Below are 18989 nucleotides of genomic sequence, written 5' to 3' on the forward strand. Positions count from 1 at the left end.
CTCCTCACAAGGGTTTTGATGTCCGCTCCGTCCAGCCGCCGCCCAACGCCTTGTAGAGATTGACTTCGGCGGTCAGTTGCGACAATCGGTCGGTGATCAGGTTTTGTTGAGCGCTGAATAAAGAGCGTTGGGCGTCGAGAAATGTCAGGCTGTTGTCGACGCCGATACGGTAACGACGTTCGGCAAGGCGGTAGTACTTCTGGTTTGCCTGTACAAGGTCGCTCTGCGCCTTCAACTGACGCTTGTAGGTCTGACGCGCAGCCAGGCCATCGGAGACCTCCTGAAAGGCGGTCTGTATCGATTTTTCGTACTTTGAAACGCTTATATCCTTCTGGATCTTCGAGTAATCCAGGCTTGCCCGCAGACTGCCGGCGTTGAAAATCGGGATATCGATCTGCGGCGAAAACACCCAGCCTCCAGAGCCGGCTTTAAACAGGCCGGACAGCTCGGTGCTGGATGTACCGGCATTGGCCGTCAGGGTAATGCTCGGGAAGAATGCCGCTCGCGCAGCACCGATGCTGGCGTTGGCCGACTGCAACTGGTATTCGGCCTCGAGAATGTCAGGGCGTCGTTGCAGCAGGTCAGAAGGCAGCCCCGCAGGCACTTCGGCGAGCCATTCCGAAGACAACGGGCGGTCGGGCGCGCTGTCCGCAACCGTGGTGCCCACCAGCAAGGTCAGGTTGTTGAGATCCTGCGCGACCTGGCGCTGGAACGTCGCCAGACTTGCCCGTGCGCTCTCCACCGACGTGCGCGACTGGGCCAGGTCCAGTGACGAAGAAGCGCCCACTTGCTGGCTGCGAGTGGTCAGCTTCAGGCTCTTTTCGTAGGACATCAGCGTGTCCTGAGTCAAGGCCAACAGTTCCTGGTCGGCACGCCAGGTCAGGTAGGCAGTTGCGACACTCGCCACCAGGCTCAGTTGAGTGCTGCGCCGGGCCTCTTCGCTGGACAAATAGGTGAGCGATGCCTGGTCGCTGAGGCTGCGTATGCGTCCGAACAAATCCAGCTCGTAGGAGCTGATACCCAACGTCGCCGAATAACTACCACTGGTCACCGGGGCGCCGGTCTGCGTGATACTGGCCGGCTGGCGCTGCCGGGTACCGCTGCCCGTGGCGCTGATCGCGGGGAACAGATCGGCGCGCTGAATGCGATATTGCGCCTGATAGGCCTCGACGTTGAGCGCTGCCACACGCAAGTCACGATTGTTGAGCAGGGCGCTTTCGATAAGCTGTTGCAGCGTCGGGTCGCGGAACAGGTCACGCCATCCCATATCCGCCGCCAGCGGTCCTGAGAGTGCTGGCGCGTAGCTGGAAGATTGTGGGTAGTGTGCGGGAACCGGTGCTGCCGGGCGCTGATAATCAGGAATCAACGAGCAGCCGCTCAGGGACAGCGCAGCAAACAGCCAGGGGCCAAGGAATTTGTTCATTCTGCGCCTACCATCCACTTGGCCAACCCATGTCGACCGCTGATACCCAGCTTGGCGGCGGAACGTTTGAGGTAGGTTTCGACAGAACTGCTCTTGACGCAAAGTTTCTCTGCGATCTCGGGAACTGTGCCGCCCGCGAGGAACTCCAGGCAGGCCTCTTTCTCCCGTGCGGAGAGCGAAACGTCGCAGGCACGCAAGCGTTCGTTAAACTCGCTTTGCAGGTGCTTGTACTCATCGGAAAGCGGGCCGTGCGACAGTGTGCGTCCAGCACTTTTCATACCGGATTGGCGATGGGCACGTGCGTGTCGCTCCGATAAAGGCAGCAGGGTCTCCGAGAGGTATTTCAAAAAAGACAGCTCTTGCAACGAGTAATCTTTGTCGGCTTGCGGGCGGTGCAACGAGATCACACAACAGCGATTGGCCTTGCGCGAGATCATGCTGCACTGGTGCGAGGTACCGACAAAGTCATTGCCTTTTTCGTTTTTCATCCGGGCATTCAGGTGAATCAGCAGGTCGTCATCCACCTCCAGCACCCGCTTGACCAACGGGTGGTCGTGGCGGTGCCTGGCGTGTGTCGGACACAACGTCTGCAACTGCGGATTCAACTCAGTGCCCGCATAGCCCAACAACTGCACATCTGTCACCGACGACTGATTGTCGTCAACGGTCCACTCGCTCAATTCGACACGGCTGACGGCCAGCGATGTATTGATGAACTGGTGCATGTTGCTCAGAAACATGTCATTTCCGACGCTGGCCACCAACTTCCCGAGTTCCAGATAAATGTGCGATTTCACTTCATCTTTGGCATTCGCTTGTCGGTTCATATGTCTATTCCTGCAGATCAGAAGTTGCGTGCAATGCTGTCGATCAGACTGTGAGTTCCGTCCTCCGCACGCTCAAATCCTTTGCCCCTTGACATCAATCGAATCCGGTATCACGCGTGAATGTCTTCACAAAAAACGATTCAGCTCGAGGTTCCCATTAAGCTGAGTTGCGCAGGAAAAGTCTGTCACGGGATACCGGGACATCCTGCGCAACCGAGCGGTTACTACTCAGCTGACGCTGTTATCGAACGTGAAACCTCGGCTTTGAAGGTCTTGTGGGCCGGCTCCTTGTTCAGCGCCCGGGAGATCGCCTGGCCCAGTGCGCTGACATGAGGCGCCCGGACCAGGGTCTCGTGGGTCCCGGGAAGCGCTGTCATGCTCACCGGGGTCTCTAGCAACTCACTCCACCCCAGCAGCGGATCGTTGCGCTCCTGCCCGCTGGCCGTAAACAGCGTCACCGAGAGCGGAGCGGGTGGGCTGACATAGGCGTCGATTGCCCTATTGGTTGCATAGGCCACCGCGAGATGGCTGCGTAACAAGGTGGCATCGACGTCCTGTGGCAGCTCCTCCGGAAGCAGGCGGTGTGCAATGCACAGTGCGAGCATTTCATCGACGGCATCCGTGCTGGCCAGCTCGGTGAGTTGCCGGAACACCTCGGGGTCGAACTGCTCGGGTAGCCAGCTCATCAGGAATTGACCTTCGCTCAATGCCTGAGGCGTTTGCTGCTCAAGACGCGCGGAGGTGTCGATGATGCCGAGGAACTCCAGCTGTTCACCATTGGATTGCAGCTGGCGGGCCATTTCATAAGCAATAAGACCACCTGCAGACCAGCCGCCGATCCGGTAAGGCCCTTTTGGTTGTACCTGGCGAATCGCTGCCAGGTAACGCGCGGCCATGGCCGGCACGTCAGACAACGGCTTCTCTCCAGCTGCCAGGCCGCTGGCGGCCAAGCCGTAGAGCGGCACCTGTGGGTCGATTGCCGCGGCCAGATCGCGCACGTATTGCACTTCGCCGCCCAGCGGGTGGACCAGGAACAACGGGGTTTGCGAGCCAGTGCGACGGACAGGCACCAGATTGCTGTGCTTGCCGGGACGTGCCTGGCCGTCCAGGGTTCTGGCAAAACCGGCAATGGTCGGTTCGATGAACAGATCGCGGACCGCGATCGGTTTGCCGAGCACCTTGCGCAGGCGCGAGGCCATCTGCACCGCCATCAGCGAAATACCACCCAACTTGAAGAAGTCGTCATGGCGACTGACCTTGTCCAGCTTGAGCAACTCCTTCCAGAGGTTGGCGAGGGCGATCTCGGTGTCGCCTTCGGGCGCTTCGTACGGCAGGTCTTCAGGCAGTTCGCTTTCGGCCGTCGCAGTGATAGTCGCGGTATGCGCCGAGCGCGGCAGCGCCGGCGTGTTGTTCAGCACCTGACCGATCGACTGCTGTGCGTCAGTCACCATGTTCTCCAGAACTGTGGCAAACAACTGCATGATGGCCTGCACAGTGGTTTTGTCGAACAGGTCGCTGGAGTATTGCAGACCGCCGCTCAGGCTTTCGCCGGTATCGGTGAGTGACAAAGACAGGTCAAACTGAGTGGTGATATGAGCGCTGTCCAGCGACTCGACTTCCAGACCGGGCAGTTGCAACAGCGAAGGGGGCGTGTTGTCCAGGCTCAGCATCACTTGGAACAACGGGCTGTGGCTCATGCTGCGGGTTGGCTGCAAGGCGCTTACCACTTGCTCGAACGGTAGATCCTGATGACTGTAGGCAGACAGCGTGATGTCTTTGATCCGGCCGAGTACATCACTCACTCGGGTCTCTCGGCAGGTTGCCACACGCAATGCCAGTGTATTGGCGAAGAAGCCGATCAATGGCTCCAGTTCCGGGCGTTGACGGTTGGCGACAGGCGTACCGACCACCACATCATTCTGCTCGCTGAGGTGACTCATGAGCATCGACCAGCCTGCCAGCAGAACCATGAACAGTGTGCTGCCCTGAGCCTGGCTGAACGCGCGCACGTCGGCACTCAGCTCTGGCGAGAACACATACTCGATCATCCCGCCGGTGTAGCTCTGGATAGCTGGACGCGGACGGTCCAGTGGCAGGTTCAGCAGGCTTGGCGCGCCTTCCAGATGCGTACGCCAGAAGTCGACCTGAGCTTGCAGCGCAGGACCGTCAAGGGATTTCCGTTGCCAGGCGGCGTAGTCCACGTATTGAAGCGGCAGCGCTGGCAGCGGGTCCTTTTGGCCTTGACTGAAAGCGCTGTAAAGCACACTCACTTCCTGGGCCAGAACACTGTTGGACCAGCCGTCGGAGACGATGTGATGCAACGTAATCAACAGCACATGTTCGGCATCCGCCACCTGCAGCAGATGCCCGCGCAGCATAGGCCCCTGAGTCAGGTCGAACAGTTGCGTGGCATTTTCCTGACCCAGACGGGCCAGGGTCGCCGTGCGCTCCTCACTGGAAAGTCCGCGCAGATCCTGTTGCAACAGAGGAAAGCAGGTATCGGCCGGGGCGATCTTCTGCACCGGTTCACCGTCAACCAACTCAAAGCGCGTGCGCAGGGTTTCGTGGCGTGCAACCAGACGATCAAGCGTCGCCTGCAAGGCAGCCGTGTCCAGTGCCCCTGTCAGGCGCAAGGCCATCGGCAAGTGATAGGCCGCACCGGCAGCATGATCCAGATGATCGAGGAACCACAGGCGTTGCTGGGAGAATGACAGTGGCAGACGGCCCGAGCGATCCGCCCTTGGAATTGATTGCGCTTCACTTGGCGCCGTGGCGTTGACCAATGAGGCCAGGCCACGCACGGTCGGTGCGTCGAACAGTTCACGCAAGGTGATTCGTGTACCGAGCTTGCGTCGCAGTCGCGACAGCAATTGCACGGCGAGCAACGAATGGCCGCCCAGTTCAAGGAAGCCGTCGTTGCGGCCGACCTGATCCAGATGCAGCAGGGCTTTCCATATTTCGGCGATGGCCTCTTCGGTTTCGCCTTGCGGCGCCTCGTAAGCCTTGCTGGCCAACGCATCCTGACCAGGTGCCGGCAGCGCTCGGCGGTCGAGCTTGCCGTTTGAAGTCAGCGGCAGGGCATCTAGATGGACGAAGGCACTGGGCACCATGTATTCCGGCAGATGCTTGAGCAGCTCGCTACGCAAATGCTCGGCCGCAACCGATTCACCACAGACATAAGCGACCAAGCGCTGACTGTCCGAATCACCCTGGCTGTCGTTGCGGGCAATCACCACCGCCTCGCGGATGCCTGGTACGGCCAGCAGAACGTTTTCGATTTCACCCAGCTCGATACGGAAACCGCGAACCTTCACCTGGAAGTCGTTACGGCCCATGTATTCCAGCGTGCCGTCCGCCAGCCAGCGACCCAGATCGCCGGTTTTGTAAAGGCGGGCGTTGGCGTTACTGGAGAACCTGTCAGCAATGAAACGTTCGGCACTCAGCTCGTCACGGTTGAGGTAGCCACGAGCCACACCGCTACCGCCGATGTGAATTTCCCCGGCGACGCCCAGTGGTGCAGGCTCGCCACGCGCGTCCAGAACATGCACCTGAACGTTGGCGATGGGTCGGCCGATGCTTGGTTTTTCACCCAGGTCGCGGATCAGGTCAATGGTCGCGTCCACTGTGCATTCGGTCGGGCCATACATGTTGTAGAAGCGGATGGTCTGGCAGTTGCGCAGCTTTTCCCAGGTGCTGGCGTTGATCGCCTCGCCACCCAACAGCACGCTGACCGGCTGGTAACTGCTGCGTTCCAGCAAACCGGCGGAAAGCAGGGTGTCGAGCTGCGATGGTGTTGAGTCGAAGGCATGAACCTGATGGGCTTCGAGGAAGTCCAGCAGTTCGCTGCCGTTGGCACGAATGAGTTGCGGGATGATCACCAGCGTGTGGCCGGAGAACAATTGCGAGATGCCTTTGATCGACATGTCGAAGAAGAAGCCGGCGTTCAGCGCCACGGTGGCCGGTGTCGGACAATGCTGATGGGTGGTGCGGGTCAGCACGTTCCAGAAGTTGAACACCGAGCGGTGCTCGACCATGACACCTTTTGACTGGCCAGTGGAGCCTGACGTATAGATCACGTAGGCCAGGTTTTCCGCCGTCAGGCCGTCGACCACTGGATTGGCGTCGAACGCCTGATCGTCCGCTGCCAGCAGCGATTCAGCGCTGTCGAGCAACATCGGCGGTATGTCGCCAGCCGGCAGACTGAGTGCGCTCTGGGTCAGCAGCGCACGCGGCTGGCTGTCCTGCAACATGAAGGCCATGCGGTCAGCCGGGTGGGCAGGATCGATCGGCACGTAAGCAGCGCCGGACTTGAGCACGCCCAGCAGGCCGACAATCATGTCCAGACTGCGTTCGGCGCAGATGGCCACGCGCTCGTCCGGCTGCACACCGAGTTGCAGCAGCTGCCGGGCCACGTGGTTCGCACGGCGGTTGAGCTGGCGATAGCTCAGTTGGCGGTCTTCATAGACCAGCGCTACAGCCTCGGGGTTGCAGCGGACCTGGTGTTCGAACAAGGCATGGATCGGTACTGCCGGTGCGAACTCACTGGCGGTGTCGTTGAATTCGTTGAGCAGCCGTTGCCGCTCGTCCTCCGGGACCACTTCCAGGCTGCTTGCCAGACGTTGCGGATCCTGCTCGAGGGCATTGACCAGCTCGGCGACCGCCTGACCGAGGTAGGCGGCAATCCGGTGCGGGTCGATGCCATCTATAGACTGCGCAGTCAGCGAAAAGCCATTGGCCTCATTGGCTACGGCAATTTCGATCGGGTAGTTGGTACGGGTTTCGGAGCCCAGGAAATGAACCCCTTCCTGCTCCTCGCCCATGTCCTCGATGTTTTCCCCGGCAGTGTTCACCAGATCACCGTGACGGCAGTTGAGGATCACGGTGAACATCGGCAGCGATGCATCCACTGCACTGCAGCGCTGCGCCAGGGCCAGAGGCGCCTGCTCGTGGGTCAGCAGGCCGCTGAGCTGTTGGTAGGCGTCCTGAACGATATCGCGCACGCTGTTTTGTTGCAGGCGAATACGCATCGGCAAGGTATTGATGAACATCCCCAGCGCATGGTTGGCGCCGGATGTGCCCTGGGAGCGTCCCGAAAGCACGGTACCGAAAATCCCGTCGTCGCGGCCGCTGGTGGCGGCCACCACCAAGCCCCATGCGGCGTGGAACAGCACCGAGGTTGGTACGCCCTGGGCCCGAGCGGTGCTGTGGATCCGCGCGCTGAGATCGTCGCTCAGATCCTGCACCGAACGCAGGATTGTTGCATCGCCGCCACGCACATCGAGCACGCCATAGGGCGCAGTGGTGGTATCGACATCCCCCAGCAGTTGACGGAAGTAGGCTTCATGTTCGGCCTGGGAGACACACGCGGCCTGGGCGATGAAGTTGCGGTACGGCTGGGATGGCGGCAGGGCGTCGGCGCGTCCGTCCATCACTGCCTGGATCTCGCCCATGATCAGGCGCAGGGTGACGTTGTCGCTGATGAGGTGATGGTCCAGCAACGCCATCAGCCACTTTTCCTGCCGGGTATCGTACGTGATATACGCGGCTATCAGCGGTGCCTGTTGCAGGTCCAGGCGCATATGGTAGGTATTGGTGCGGTCGCGCAGCATCTGCAAGGCGTCTTCACCCGGCGCGGTGTCGAGTTCAATGACTGGCAACGTTGCCTGGCGATGCACCACCTGTACCGGTTGCGGCAGACCTTGCCAGCGCAGGGAGCTGCGCATGATGTCGTGGCGGTTGATCACCACTTGCAGCGCGCCGAGGAACTTGTCGAGCAACGCACGGCTGTCGAAGGTCGCTATGGTGCGCATCAGGTAGGCATCACCTTCTGACTGCAACAGATGGTGAAACAGGATGCCTTCCTGCAACGACGACAGTGGGTAGATATCCTGAACATTGGCGACGCCGCCTGGCACATCGGCAACGATATGCTCCAGTTCCTGCCGGGTCAGTTTCACCAACGGCAGCATGTCCGGGGTCAACGCCGTGCAATCGACGGGAATCAGGTTCGCCGGGGCGACCCGTTCCGCCGCAGTGCCGCCCGCCAGGACCGCGGCCATGGCTTGCAGGGTTGGCGCCGAGAACACCGTGCTCACATCCAGTACCAAGCCGATCTGACGCAAGCGCTCTATCAGGTTAATCACGAGGAAAGAGTGACCACCCAGTTCGAAGAAGTGATCCTGGCGACCGACACGTTCGACCCCGAGCAATTCCTGCCAGGCAGCGGCCAGGGTCGTTTCGATAGCGCCTAGCGGTGCTTCGTAGTCACGACTCACCGTCGCGAACTGGTCCGGCGCGGGCAGGGCGGCACGGTCCAGCTTGCCGTTGGTGGTCAACGGCCAGCTTTCGAGGGTCACAAAGGCACTGGGCAGCATGTGTTCGGCCAGCACGCTGGCCAGTTGGTTGCGCAGGAGCGCTGACTCGGGAGCGGCGCCTTCCTCGGCAATCAGGTAGGCGACCAGGCGTTTGTCGCCGGGGCGATCCTCACGCACGATGACCATCGCTTCACGGACATCGGGGCAGGCGAGCAATTGCGCCTCGATCTCGCCCAACTCGATACGAAAGCCGCGAATCTTGATTTGCGAGTCATTGCGGCCGACGTAGACCACGCCGCCGTCGCTGCGGTAGTGCGCAACGTCGCCGGTGCGATAGAGCCGTGCGCCGCTTTGCAACGCATAGGGGTCGGCAATAAAACGTTCGGCATTCAGTTCCGTGCGGTTCAGGTAATGCCGGGCAACACCGGCACCGCCGATGTAAATCTCGCCATTGACGCCCACCGGCACCGGCTGCTGATAGTCGTCGAGGATACGCAGGCACAGGTCATCAAGTGCCGGACCGATCAGACTTGGCATGGCTGTGTCGATTTCTGCCTGGCTTATCGGGTAGTAAGTGGCATGCACAGTGATTTCCGTGATCCCGTACATGTTCACCAGACGGGTACGCGACAGCGGTGTGCGTGCGGTCCAGGGCTGCAGGCTGCGGAAGTCCAAAGCCTCACCCCCGAATACCACTTCACGCAGCGCATGCTCCTGTGGGCTGCGTTCGCGGGCCTGGATGAACTGGCGGAAAGCGCTTGGCGTCTGGTTCAGAACGGTGACCTGCTGCTCGCAGACCAGCGCATAGAAGTCATCCGGCGAGCGCGCCACCTCACTCGGGACGATGACCAGTTTGCCGCCGTAGCACAGCGCGCCCCAGATTTCCCAGACCGAGAAGTCGAAGGCAAAGGAGTGGAACAGCGTCCAGACATCCTCACGGCCGAAGTTGAATTGCCTGGCGGTGGCGTCGAACAGGCGTGCAACGTTGCCGTGCTCCACCAGTACACCTTTGGGCAGGCCTGTAGACCCTGAGGTGTAAATGACATAAGCCAGGTGCTCGCGAGACAGACCCAGAGCAGCAGGCTCAGGGTTGCAGTCCAGCGATTCATCTGCCAAATCGGCACTGTCGTTGTCCGCGCCGAGGGTCAGTACCGGCACGCTGTGTACCGGCAGCACGTCGAGGCAGGCCGACTGGGCCAGCAACGCTACCGGCGCACTGTCTGCCAGCAGGTAGCCGAGACGCTCGGTGGGGTAAGTCGGATCCAGCGGTACATAGGCTGCACCGGCCTTGAGCACGGCCAACACCGCGCAGACCATCTGTGTGCCTCGCTCTGCGAGGATCGCTACCCGGTCATCGGGGCGCACGCCTTGGGCGAGCAGTTCATGGGCCAGACGGTTGGCTCGGCGATTGAGCGCCTGGTAACTCACCTCATGCCCGCCAAAGACCAGTGCGATGTCCTGCGGGTGGGCGGCGGCGAACTGTTCGAAGCGCTGATGCACCATCAGACCCGATGCGAATACCGCCTTGGGCTGCAATAGCGCTGGCGAGGCCAGGCGCTGCGCCTGGCTGAGCAACGGCAGGCTGAGCACAGGTTGCGCGACATCCTCGACCATCGCCTCCAGTAGCGTATGGAAATGCTCGGCAAAACGCTCGACGGTCGCGTGGTCGAACAGGTCGCTGGCGTATTCGATCATCCCGGTCAGCCTGCCGTTTTCGCTACCCAGCATCAGCATCAGGTCGAATTGCGCGGTTTCATGGGCCTGCAACATCGGATGCAGGCTAAGGCCCGGCAGGCTCAACTCGCCACCAACGCTGGTGTTATCCAGCGACAGGGCGACCTGACACAGCGGGCTATGGCTCATCGAGCGTGGCGGCTGCAAGGCTTCGATCACTTGCTCGAACGGAATGTCCTGATGCTCATGGGCCGCCAGCGTGGTCTGGCGGACCTGTTCCAGCAGCTGCGCCACGCTCGGGTTCTGCGCCAGATCGACGCGCAGCGCCAGGGTGTTGACGAAGAAGCCGATCAGATTCTCGGTTTCGGTGCGGCCACGGTTGGCGCTCGGCACGCCTATCACCACATCGCGCTCGTTGCTTAGCCGCGCCATAAGGACCGACCAGGCGCTGAGCAGCCCCATGAACAGGGTGATGTTGTGGGTCTGGCAGAAGCGCTCAAGACGTTGATGAAGCGCTGCATCGATTGTCAATGGCACAGCGCCGCCGCGGTAGCTTTGCACCGCCGGACGTGGCCGATCAGTAGGCAGCGACAGCAGCGTCGGTGCACCACCCAGGTGCTCACGCCAGAAGTCGGCCTGCTCGGCAAGGCGCTCGCCGGTAAAGGTGCGGCGTTGCCAGGCGGCGTAGTCGGCGTACTGGATTGACAGGGCAGGTAACGGGTCAGGCCGATGCTGACTGAAGGCCTGGTAGAGGGCGGCGAACTCGTTGACCAGTACACCCACCGACCAGCCGTCGGAGATGATGTGGTGCTGGGTGATCAACAGCATGTGCTCGTTATCGGTCAGGCGCAGCAGATGCCCGCGAATCAGCGGGCCCTGGCGCAGGTCAAACGGTGCAGCGGCCTCGCTGTCGGCGATGCGTGAAGCGCTGAGGCTGGCCTGTTCATAAGGCTGCGAGCGCAAGTCCTGTTCTGCCAGGGCGAAACCGCTATCCGCCGCTGCGATGACCTGCACCGGCTGTTCGCCGTGCAACTCGAACGTAGTGCGCAGGCTTTCATGACGCGCGACCAGACGGTCGAGCGCAGCCTTGAGCGCGCTGTGATCAAGCTCGCCGCGCAGCAGCAGTGACATCGGCATGTGGTAGGCGCTGCTGGCGCCAGGGTCGAGCCTGTCGAGAAACCACAGGCGCTGCTGGGAAAAGGACAGTGCCAGCGGCGCGTTACGCCCGATGGGTTCGATGCTAACGGAATCGACCGCTTGCAGGCCATCGACCACCTTCGCCAGTTCGGCAACGGTCGGGTGACTGAACAGCTGGCGCAGCGCCATGTCGCCGTTCAGTTGCTGACGCACCCGGGAAACCAGTTGCGCAGCCAGCAGCGAGTGGCCGCCAAGCTCGAAGAAGCCGTCATGGCGACCCACTCGTTCGAGGCTCAGCAATTCCTGGAATATCTCCGCGAGGGCCTGTTCGGTGGCGCTCTCCGGCGCAACGTAGACTCGCTCGGACATGGCATTCAGGTCCGGTGCCGGCAGTGCTTTCAGGTCGACCTTGCCATTGAGTGTCAGCGGCAAGGTATCCAGACGCATGAACACACTCGGCACCATGTATTCCGCCAAACCGCCACTCAATTGCGTACGCAGATCCTCCGGGTCAGGTGCTTCAACGCCCGCATGCACGGTGTAATAGGCGACCAGACGGGTGTCACCCGGGCTGGCTTCGTGCGCCACCACCACGGAGTTGCGCACGCCGTCGCACAAGTGCAGGACGCTTTCGATTTCGCCCAGCTCGACGCGGAAGCCGCGGACCTTGACCTGCCCATCGTTACGCGCCACGTATTCAAGGTTACCGTCCGGCAACCAGCGCGCGAGATCGCCGGTGCGATAGAGTCTCGCGCCTGGCTGCGGAGTGAACGGGTCTTCACTGAAGCGTTCGGCGGTCAGCTCGGGACGGTTCAGGTAGCCGAGTGCAACGCCAGTACCACCGATGTAGATCTCGCCGACCACCCCCATCGGCACCGGTTCGCGCCGGGCATCAAGCACATAGACCCGCACGTTGGCATTGGGCTTGCCAATCGGCAGACTCAGGGTGTCAGGCAGTACCTCGAAAATTTCGTAGCTGGTGGCACAGGTGGTGCCCTCGGTCGGGCCGTAGCCGTTGAACAGGCGTATCTGAGCGGAATGTTCACGGACCCGACGGAACGAGGCCGGATCAGCGCGCTCGCCACCACACATGATCATGCGCAAGCCTGCCAGGGCCTCTGGAATCAACCCGGCATACAGGTTGAAGAGGGCGGTCGAGCTGATCATGGCTGTTACACCATGGCGTTTCAGCAGGGCGGCGAACGCCACCGGCTCGAGCAGCACATGGGGCTCGATAATCACCGACTGGCCACCATTGAGCAACGCACCCCAGATTTCCGGAGTACTGGCGTCGAATGCCGGGTTGGACGAAAACGCCACACGGTCTTCAGCCGAGAAGTCGTAGTAACCGTTGTCCTGAACCAGACGCACAATGCCGTTGTGGGTCACGATCACGCCCTTGGGCTGACCGGTGGAGCCAGAGGTGTAAATGATGCACGCGGGGGGCTCGCCTGCGACGTCATCTGCAAGCACGACTGGCCCCTGGCTCAGCGCTGACAGATCCAGCCTGTCCAGATCCAGTCTTGGCGTCATTTCAGGTGCCGTCAGGTCGCTGCGGCTCAGCAGCATGATGGCTTCGCTGTCCTTGAGCATGAAGCGCAGGCGTTCTTCAGGGGCCAGGCGGTCCAGCGCCAGATACGCCGCACCGCACTTGAGAATGGCCAGCATGCTGACCAGCAACTCCACCGAACGATCCAGCAGGATCGCCACCCGGGTTCCAGACACCACGCCGTGCTGGCGAAGTTGCTGAGCCAAGGCGTTGGCGCGGCTGTCGAGCTCGGCGTAGGTCAGTGTCTGCTCACCCTGGCGGACTGCAATTGCCTGCGGTGCAGCTTCGGCATGGGCCTCGAACAAGCGATGCATCAACTGACCGAGCGGGTAGGCGCGCTCTGTGGCATTGATATCCTTCAGCAGGTAATCGCGCTCCGCCGTGTCGAGCAACGGCACCCGCTCCAGCACTTGCCGATCGTCGGCCACCATGGCTTCCAGCACACGCTGGAGGTAGCCCAGATAACGTCGCATGGTGCTTTCGTCGAACAGCGCCGTAGCGTACTCCAGCGTGCCGATCAGTTGTCCGTCTACCTCACCGATGTCCAGCGCCAGGTCGAATTTTGATGCATCACCGGGCACTGCAACGCCTTGCAGGCTTATGTCGCCGAGCACCAGGGCGTCGTCCTCATTGTCTCGCCATGACAGCATCGCCTGAAAAATCGGGCTGTGAGACAGGCTGCGTTGTGGTCGAACCACTTCAACCACTTGTTCGAACGGCAGGTCCTGATTTGCCTGAGCAGCCAGAGTCTGCTGTTTGACCTGCCGCATAAGCGCTTCGACGCTCGGCGCCCCCGAGAGGTCGATCCGTACAGCAAGGGTGTTGACGAAGAACCCGATCAGGTTCTCCACCTCGGCGCTCATTCGGTTGGCAACCGGCGTACCGATCACCACGTCGTCCTGACCGGACAGCCTTCCCAACAGGGCGGCCCAGGCACCCATCACGGTCATGAACAGGCTGCTGCCATATCGTTGGCCCAAAGCCTTGAGGCCATGGGTCAATTGTGTATCCAGCACCAGCTCCAGCGTCTGCCCGCTGTAGTCCTGTTGCGCCGGACGTGGCCGATCGGTCGGCAGGGTCAGCAAGGCTGGCGCACCGGCCAGTGCCTGCTGCCAGTACTGACGCTGTTGTTGCAGCACGTCGCCACTCAACCAGTCACGTTGCCACAGTGCGTAGTCGACGTACTGCACCGGCAACGCCGGCAGCGGATCCTCCGCCCCCTTACTGAAGGCTGCATAGAGCGCGCCCAGCTCGCGGTTCAACACCCCGGTTGACCAGCCATCGGAGACGATGTGGTGCATGGTCACCAGCAACACGTGGTCGTCATCGGCCATGCGCACCAGACGTCCGCGCACCAACGGGCCATTGACGAGGTCGAAGTGCTCACTGGCCTCTTGTGCAGCGATGGCGAGCAGCTTGTCTTCGGCATCGGTCTGCCCGGCCAGTACCTGCAGTTGCAGTCTGAAACCTGTTTCAGTGGCAGAGATACGCTGCTCCGCAGGCTGTCCCTGCTCTTGTACAAAGGTCGTGCGCAGCGCCTCATGGCGGGCCACGATACGGTCCAGTGCGCGTTGCAGCGACGCCTGATCAAGGCTGCCGCGCAGACGTAACCCAACTGGAATATGGTAAGCGGCGCTGCCACCTTCCAGTTGCGCGAGGAACCACAGGCGCTGTTGGGCAAACGACAACGGTAGCGCACCCGAACGTTGCACAGGCGTGATCGCCAGACGAGCGTTGCCCTGCGTGTTGCTCAGCCGCTCTGCGAACTGCCGCAGAACCGGCGCTGCGAAAAACGCTGACGGTGAAACCTCCAGATTCAATTGCTGACGAACCTGGGCCAGCACACGCATGACCAGCAATGAATGACCGCCGAGCGCGAAAAAGTCATCATGCCGACCGACTTGCGCGACGCCCAGCACATCGGCCCAGATTGCGGCGACTGCCCTCTCCAGCGGGCCATCGGCTGCTTCGAAATCATGCTGATCGAAGGCTTCGGCGTCCGGTTCGGGCAACGCTCTGCGATCCAGCTTGCCATTGGCACTCAGCGGCAATGCGTCCATGCGCACGAACGCTGCCGGGATCATGTATTCCGGCAGGTTGAGTTGCAGGTGCTGGCGAAGCGCGCGCGGGGTAAGGGCAGGGCCGGCAGGTTCGCGGGTGGCATATTCCACGAAATACACAACCAGTTTCGGCGTGCCGCTGCTGTCCTCGCGAATTACGACCAGGCTTTCGCGTATACCCGCGACCTCGGCCAGACGTGCTTCGATTTCGCCCAGCTCCAGACGCAGCCCGCGCAGCTTGGCCTGGGAGTCGTTGCGGCCGAGGAATTCAATATTGCCATCAGCCCGGTAGCGCGCCATATCGCCGCTGCGGTAAAGCCGTTCGCCCGCCACGAAGGGGCTGTCCATGAAGCGTTCGGCGGTGAGTTGCGGCAAGTTCAGATAGCCGCGTGCAATACCTGCGCCGCCGATATACAGCTCGCCCGCAACGCCCGGTGGAACCGGCTGGCCAAGCTCATCGAGCAGATAAATCCGTGTGTTGGCCAATGCACGGCCAATCGGCAAGACCCCGTCGACCTGGCTGCTTGCCTCGAACTCGAAACAGGTGCTGTCGATGCTGGCTTCAGTGACACCGTAAGCCTGGACGATCTGCACGTGATCGCCACAAAGCTTGCGCAGTTGCCGGGCGCTGTGCGCGGTCCAGATATCCGAACCACAGACCACGGTGCGCATGAACGACAGGTCGTGACCCGTCTCTTCCACCCAGGCCAGCAACGCATTGAGCACGGCCGGCACGAAATCCGCAAAACCGATCGACTCCTCGCTCAGCAGGCGGTAAAGCGCAGGCGGGTCCATCAGGGTCTCGCGTGGGCACAGCACCAGTGTGCCGCCGAAACCCAGTGAGCGGATCAGGTCGGCGCTGAACACATCGAAGGAAAACCCGGCCATCTGCAAGTGATTGAGTGGCGCGTGTAACGGATACAATTGCTTCCACGCCGCGCTGACGGCGAGCAATCCGCGATGCTCGACCATTACGCCTTTCGGCACGCCGGTGGAGCCCGAGGTGTAGATGACATACGCCAGATTGTGCCCGCCGAGGGTTTCCACAACCGGGTTGTGGAAACCCTCGGAGAAGGTATCGCGTTGATCGTCATCGAGTAGCACCAGCGGCACGTCAAGCGTCGGCAGACGCTCCTGCACACCACGCTGGGTCAGCAGTGCCGACGGCGTACTGTCTTCGATCATGTAGGTCAGACGCTCGGCAGGGTAGGCCGGGTCCAGTGGCACATAGGCGGCACCAGCCTTGAGTACACCGAGCACGCCGATGATCATTTCCACGCCGCGCTCTACGCAGATCGCCACCCGATCATCCGGGCTGATGCCCAGGCTGATGAGATGATGCGCCAGACCGTTGGCCTGGCGGTTCAACTCCACATAACTCAAGCGCTGCGCCCCGCAGGCCACGGCGATGGCGTCGGGCTGCGCCTGAACCCTTTCTTCGAACAGCTGATGAATCGCGCAGCCCTGCGGGTAGGGCGCCTCTGTTGCGTTGAGGCCTGCCAGCAGATGTTCACGTTCATCGCGCCCCAACAAGGTCACGTGTTCCAGCACGTGTTGGTCGTCGGCGACCATGGCCTCCAGCACACGCTGGAAGTAGCCCAGATACCGCCGCATGGTGCTCTCGTCGAACAACGCTGTGGCGTATTCCAGCGTGCCGACCAGCTGCTCATCCACCTCGGCCATGTCCAGCGTCAGGTCGAATTGAGCGGTATCAGCGGCCAATTCGACGCTTTTCAGCGTCATGTCGCCGAGCGTCAGATCAGACGCCTCGTTGTTCTCCCACGACAACATGGCCTGGAAAATCGGGCTGTGGGAGAGGCTGCGTAGCGGATTGATGACTTCCACGACTTGTTCGAACGGCAAGTCCTGATGCGCCTGTGCATCGAGAGTCTGCCGTTTGACCCGCGCCAGCAGAGTCTCTGCGGTAGGCTTGCCACTGAGGTCAACGCGGATGGCCAGGGTGTTGACGAACAGGCCCACCAGCCCTTCGACTTCACTGCGTGTGCGGTTGGCCACTGGCGTACCGATGACCACATCTTCCTGACCCGCCAAGCGGCCCAGCAGCCCGGCCCAAGCGGCCATGACCGTCATGAACAGGGTACTGCCGCGACGTTGGCTCAACGCCTTGAGGCTATGGGTAAGGTCTTTGTCGAAAATGACAGGCAGTGCTGCGCCGGCGTAATCCTGCAACGCCGGACGCGCACGATCGGTGGGCAACATCAACAGCGCCGGAGCGTCTGCAAGGGTTTGTTGCCAGTAGTCGCTTTGCTGTTGCAGCAGATCGCCACTCAGCCAGCGACGTTGCCACACGGCGTAGTCCAGGTATTGCAGCTCCAGTGGCGCCAGCGGGTCGTCCTGGCCCTGACTGAATGCTGCATAGAGAGCAGACAATTCGCGGGTCAACACATCAACCGACCAGCCATCGGACACGATATGGTGCATGGTCAGCAACAGGACGTGATGGTCCTCGGCCATGCGAATCAGGCGGCCACGAATCAGCGGGCCCTGTTGCAGGTCGAAGCTTTGCAGCGACTCTTCGCTGGCCAGCGCCTGAAGTTGTTCCTCGGCATCCGCCAGCCCTTGCAGGTCGTGCAGTTGCAGGTTGAAAGCGGCATCCGCCGGGCTGATGCGTTGTACCGGCTGTCCGTCATCACCCTGAATAAATGTGGTGCGTAAGCCTTCGTGGCGTGCAACCAGGCGCTCCAGCGCCCGTTGCATTGCCTTGAGGTCCAGTTCGCCATGCAGGCTCAGACCGGCAGGTATGTGGTAGGCCGCGCTGGCGCCTTCCATCTGAGCGAGGAACCACAGACGTTGCTGGCCGAATGACAATGGCCACGCCTGATCGCGTGCCACCGGCACGATATCCGGCAAGTTGCTGCGCCCGGCCTGAGCGATGGCTACGGCCAGGGTACTCAGTTCGGGGTGGGCGAACAGGGCGGCCAGGCCAAGTTCGACGCCCAATCGATGGCGCACCTGGGAAATCAGACGCATCGCCAGCAAGGAGTGGCCACCCAGTTCAAAGAACTGATCATGACGGCCCACTTGTTCCAGATCGAGCAGGTTTTGCCAGATATGCGCCAGCACAATCTCGGTTTTACCTTGCGGCTCCACGTGTTCGCGGCTGGCAAAGGCATTGGCTTCCGGAGCCGGCAAGGCGTTGCGATCCAGCTTGCGGTTCGGCGTCAACGGCAAGGCGTCGAGGATCACGAATGCGCTCGGCAGCATGTACTCGGCCAGTTGCGGTGCCAGTTCGGCACGCAGTTCAGCGGTTGTAAGCTGGCTTTGTAACAACATAGGCCACCAGGCGTTTATCTCCCGGGTTATCTTCCCGAGCGACCACCACCGCTTCCTTGACCCCTTTGCAATTACCCAGACGGGCTTCGATTTCCCCAAGCTCGATACGGAAACCGCGCACTTTGACCTGGAAGTCGTTACGGCCCAGGTATTCAATACGGCCGTCGGCCATGTAGCGTGCCAGGTCTCCGGTCTTGTACATCCGGGCATCAGGGCTGTTGCTGAACGGATCAGCGAGGAAGCGCTCGGCGTTGACTTGCTGATGATCGTCGAGCAGGTAAATGCGCGTGTTGGCCATCGGTTTGCCGATGGTCGCGTTGCCACTGCCTTCGCTGCCAGCCACGGCGTCATGGCTGACATACGCGGCGGTGCAGGACACTGTCGCTTCGGTAGGGCCGTAGGTGTTGACCAGGCGAGTGTGCGCCGGGCGCATCTCGTCCCAGAGCTTGAGCTTCTGTGCTGATAGCGCATCGCCAGTGACGTTGATCAGACGCACCTGTTGCAGGCGCTGAGCCGCCACCTGCGGTTGCTTGTGCCACTCGCCAACCAGCGTGTGCCAGTGCGCGGCGGTGAGGTGCAGGACAGTCGGATGAATACCGTAATCTTCAGTCCCTTCGCTGCCGAAGATCTCGCGGCTCGGGGCCAGAGTGGCACCCGCCAGCAAGGCCGGGAAGATTTCCTCCACCGACAGGTCGAAATTCAGGGTGTTCT

At 61.4% G+C, this 18989-nt stretch carries 4 protein-coding genes; all 4 read right to left on the reverse strand.

Annotation, left to right across the window (positions count from 1 at the left end; genetic code table 11):
* Positions 1–4: 4 nt before the first annotated feature.
* Positions 5–1423 carry an AdeC/AdeK/OprM family multidrug efflux complex outer membrane factor gene (gene adeC / locus AO388_RS22805; protein ID WP_058417192.1) on the reverse strand — a complete coding sequence of 473 codons (1419 nt, stop codon included), beginning with the start codon at positions 1421–1423 and terminating at the stop codon, positions 5–7.
* A complete protein-coding gene (locus tag AO388_RS22810; RefSeq protein WP_058417193.1) occupies positions 1420–2250 on the reverse strand; it encodes a helix-turn-helix transcriptional regulator in 831 nt (276 codons plus the stop codon). Before AO388_RS22810 ends, adeC begins: the two co-directional genes overlap by 4 nt.
* Before the next feature lie 224 nt (positions 2251–2474).
* A complete protein-coding gene (locus AO388_RS22815; RefSeq protein ID WP_236713938.1) occupies positions 2475–18278 on the reverse strand; it encodes a non-ribosomal peptide synthetase in 15804 nt (5267 codons plus the stop codon).
* A partial coding sequence (locus AO388_RS30435; RefSeq protein WP_236713940.1) for an AMP-binding protein occupies positions 18247–18989 on the reverse strand: 743 nt, incomplete at its 5' end. The genes AO388_RS22815 and AO388_RS30435, both read right to left, overlap by 32 nt.

Origin of the sequence: Pseudomonas sp. ICMP 10191, from assembly GCF_001467335.1 — a bacterium.
In the GTDB taxonomy this organism is placed as follows: Bacteria; Pseudomonadota; Gammaproteobacteria; order Pseudomonadales; family Pseudomonadaceae; genus Aquipseudomonas; species Aquipseudomonas cerasi.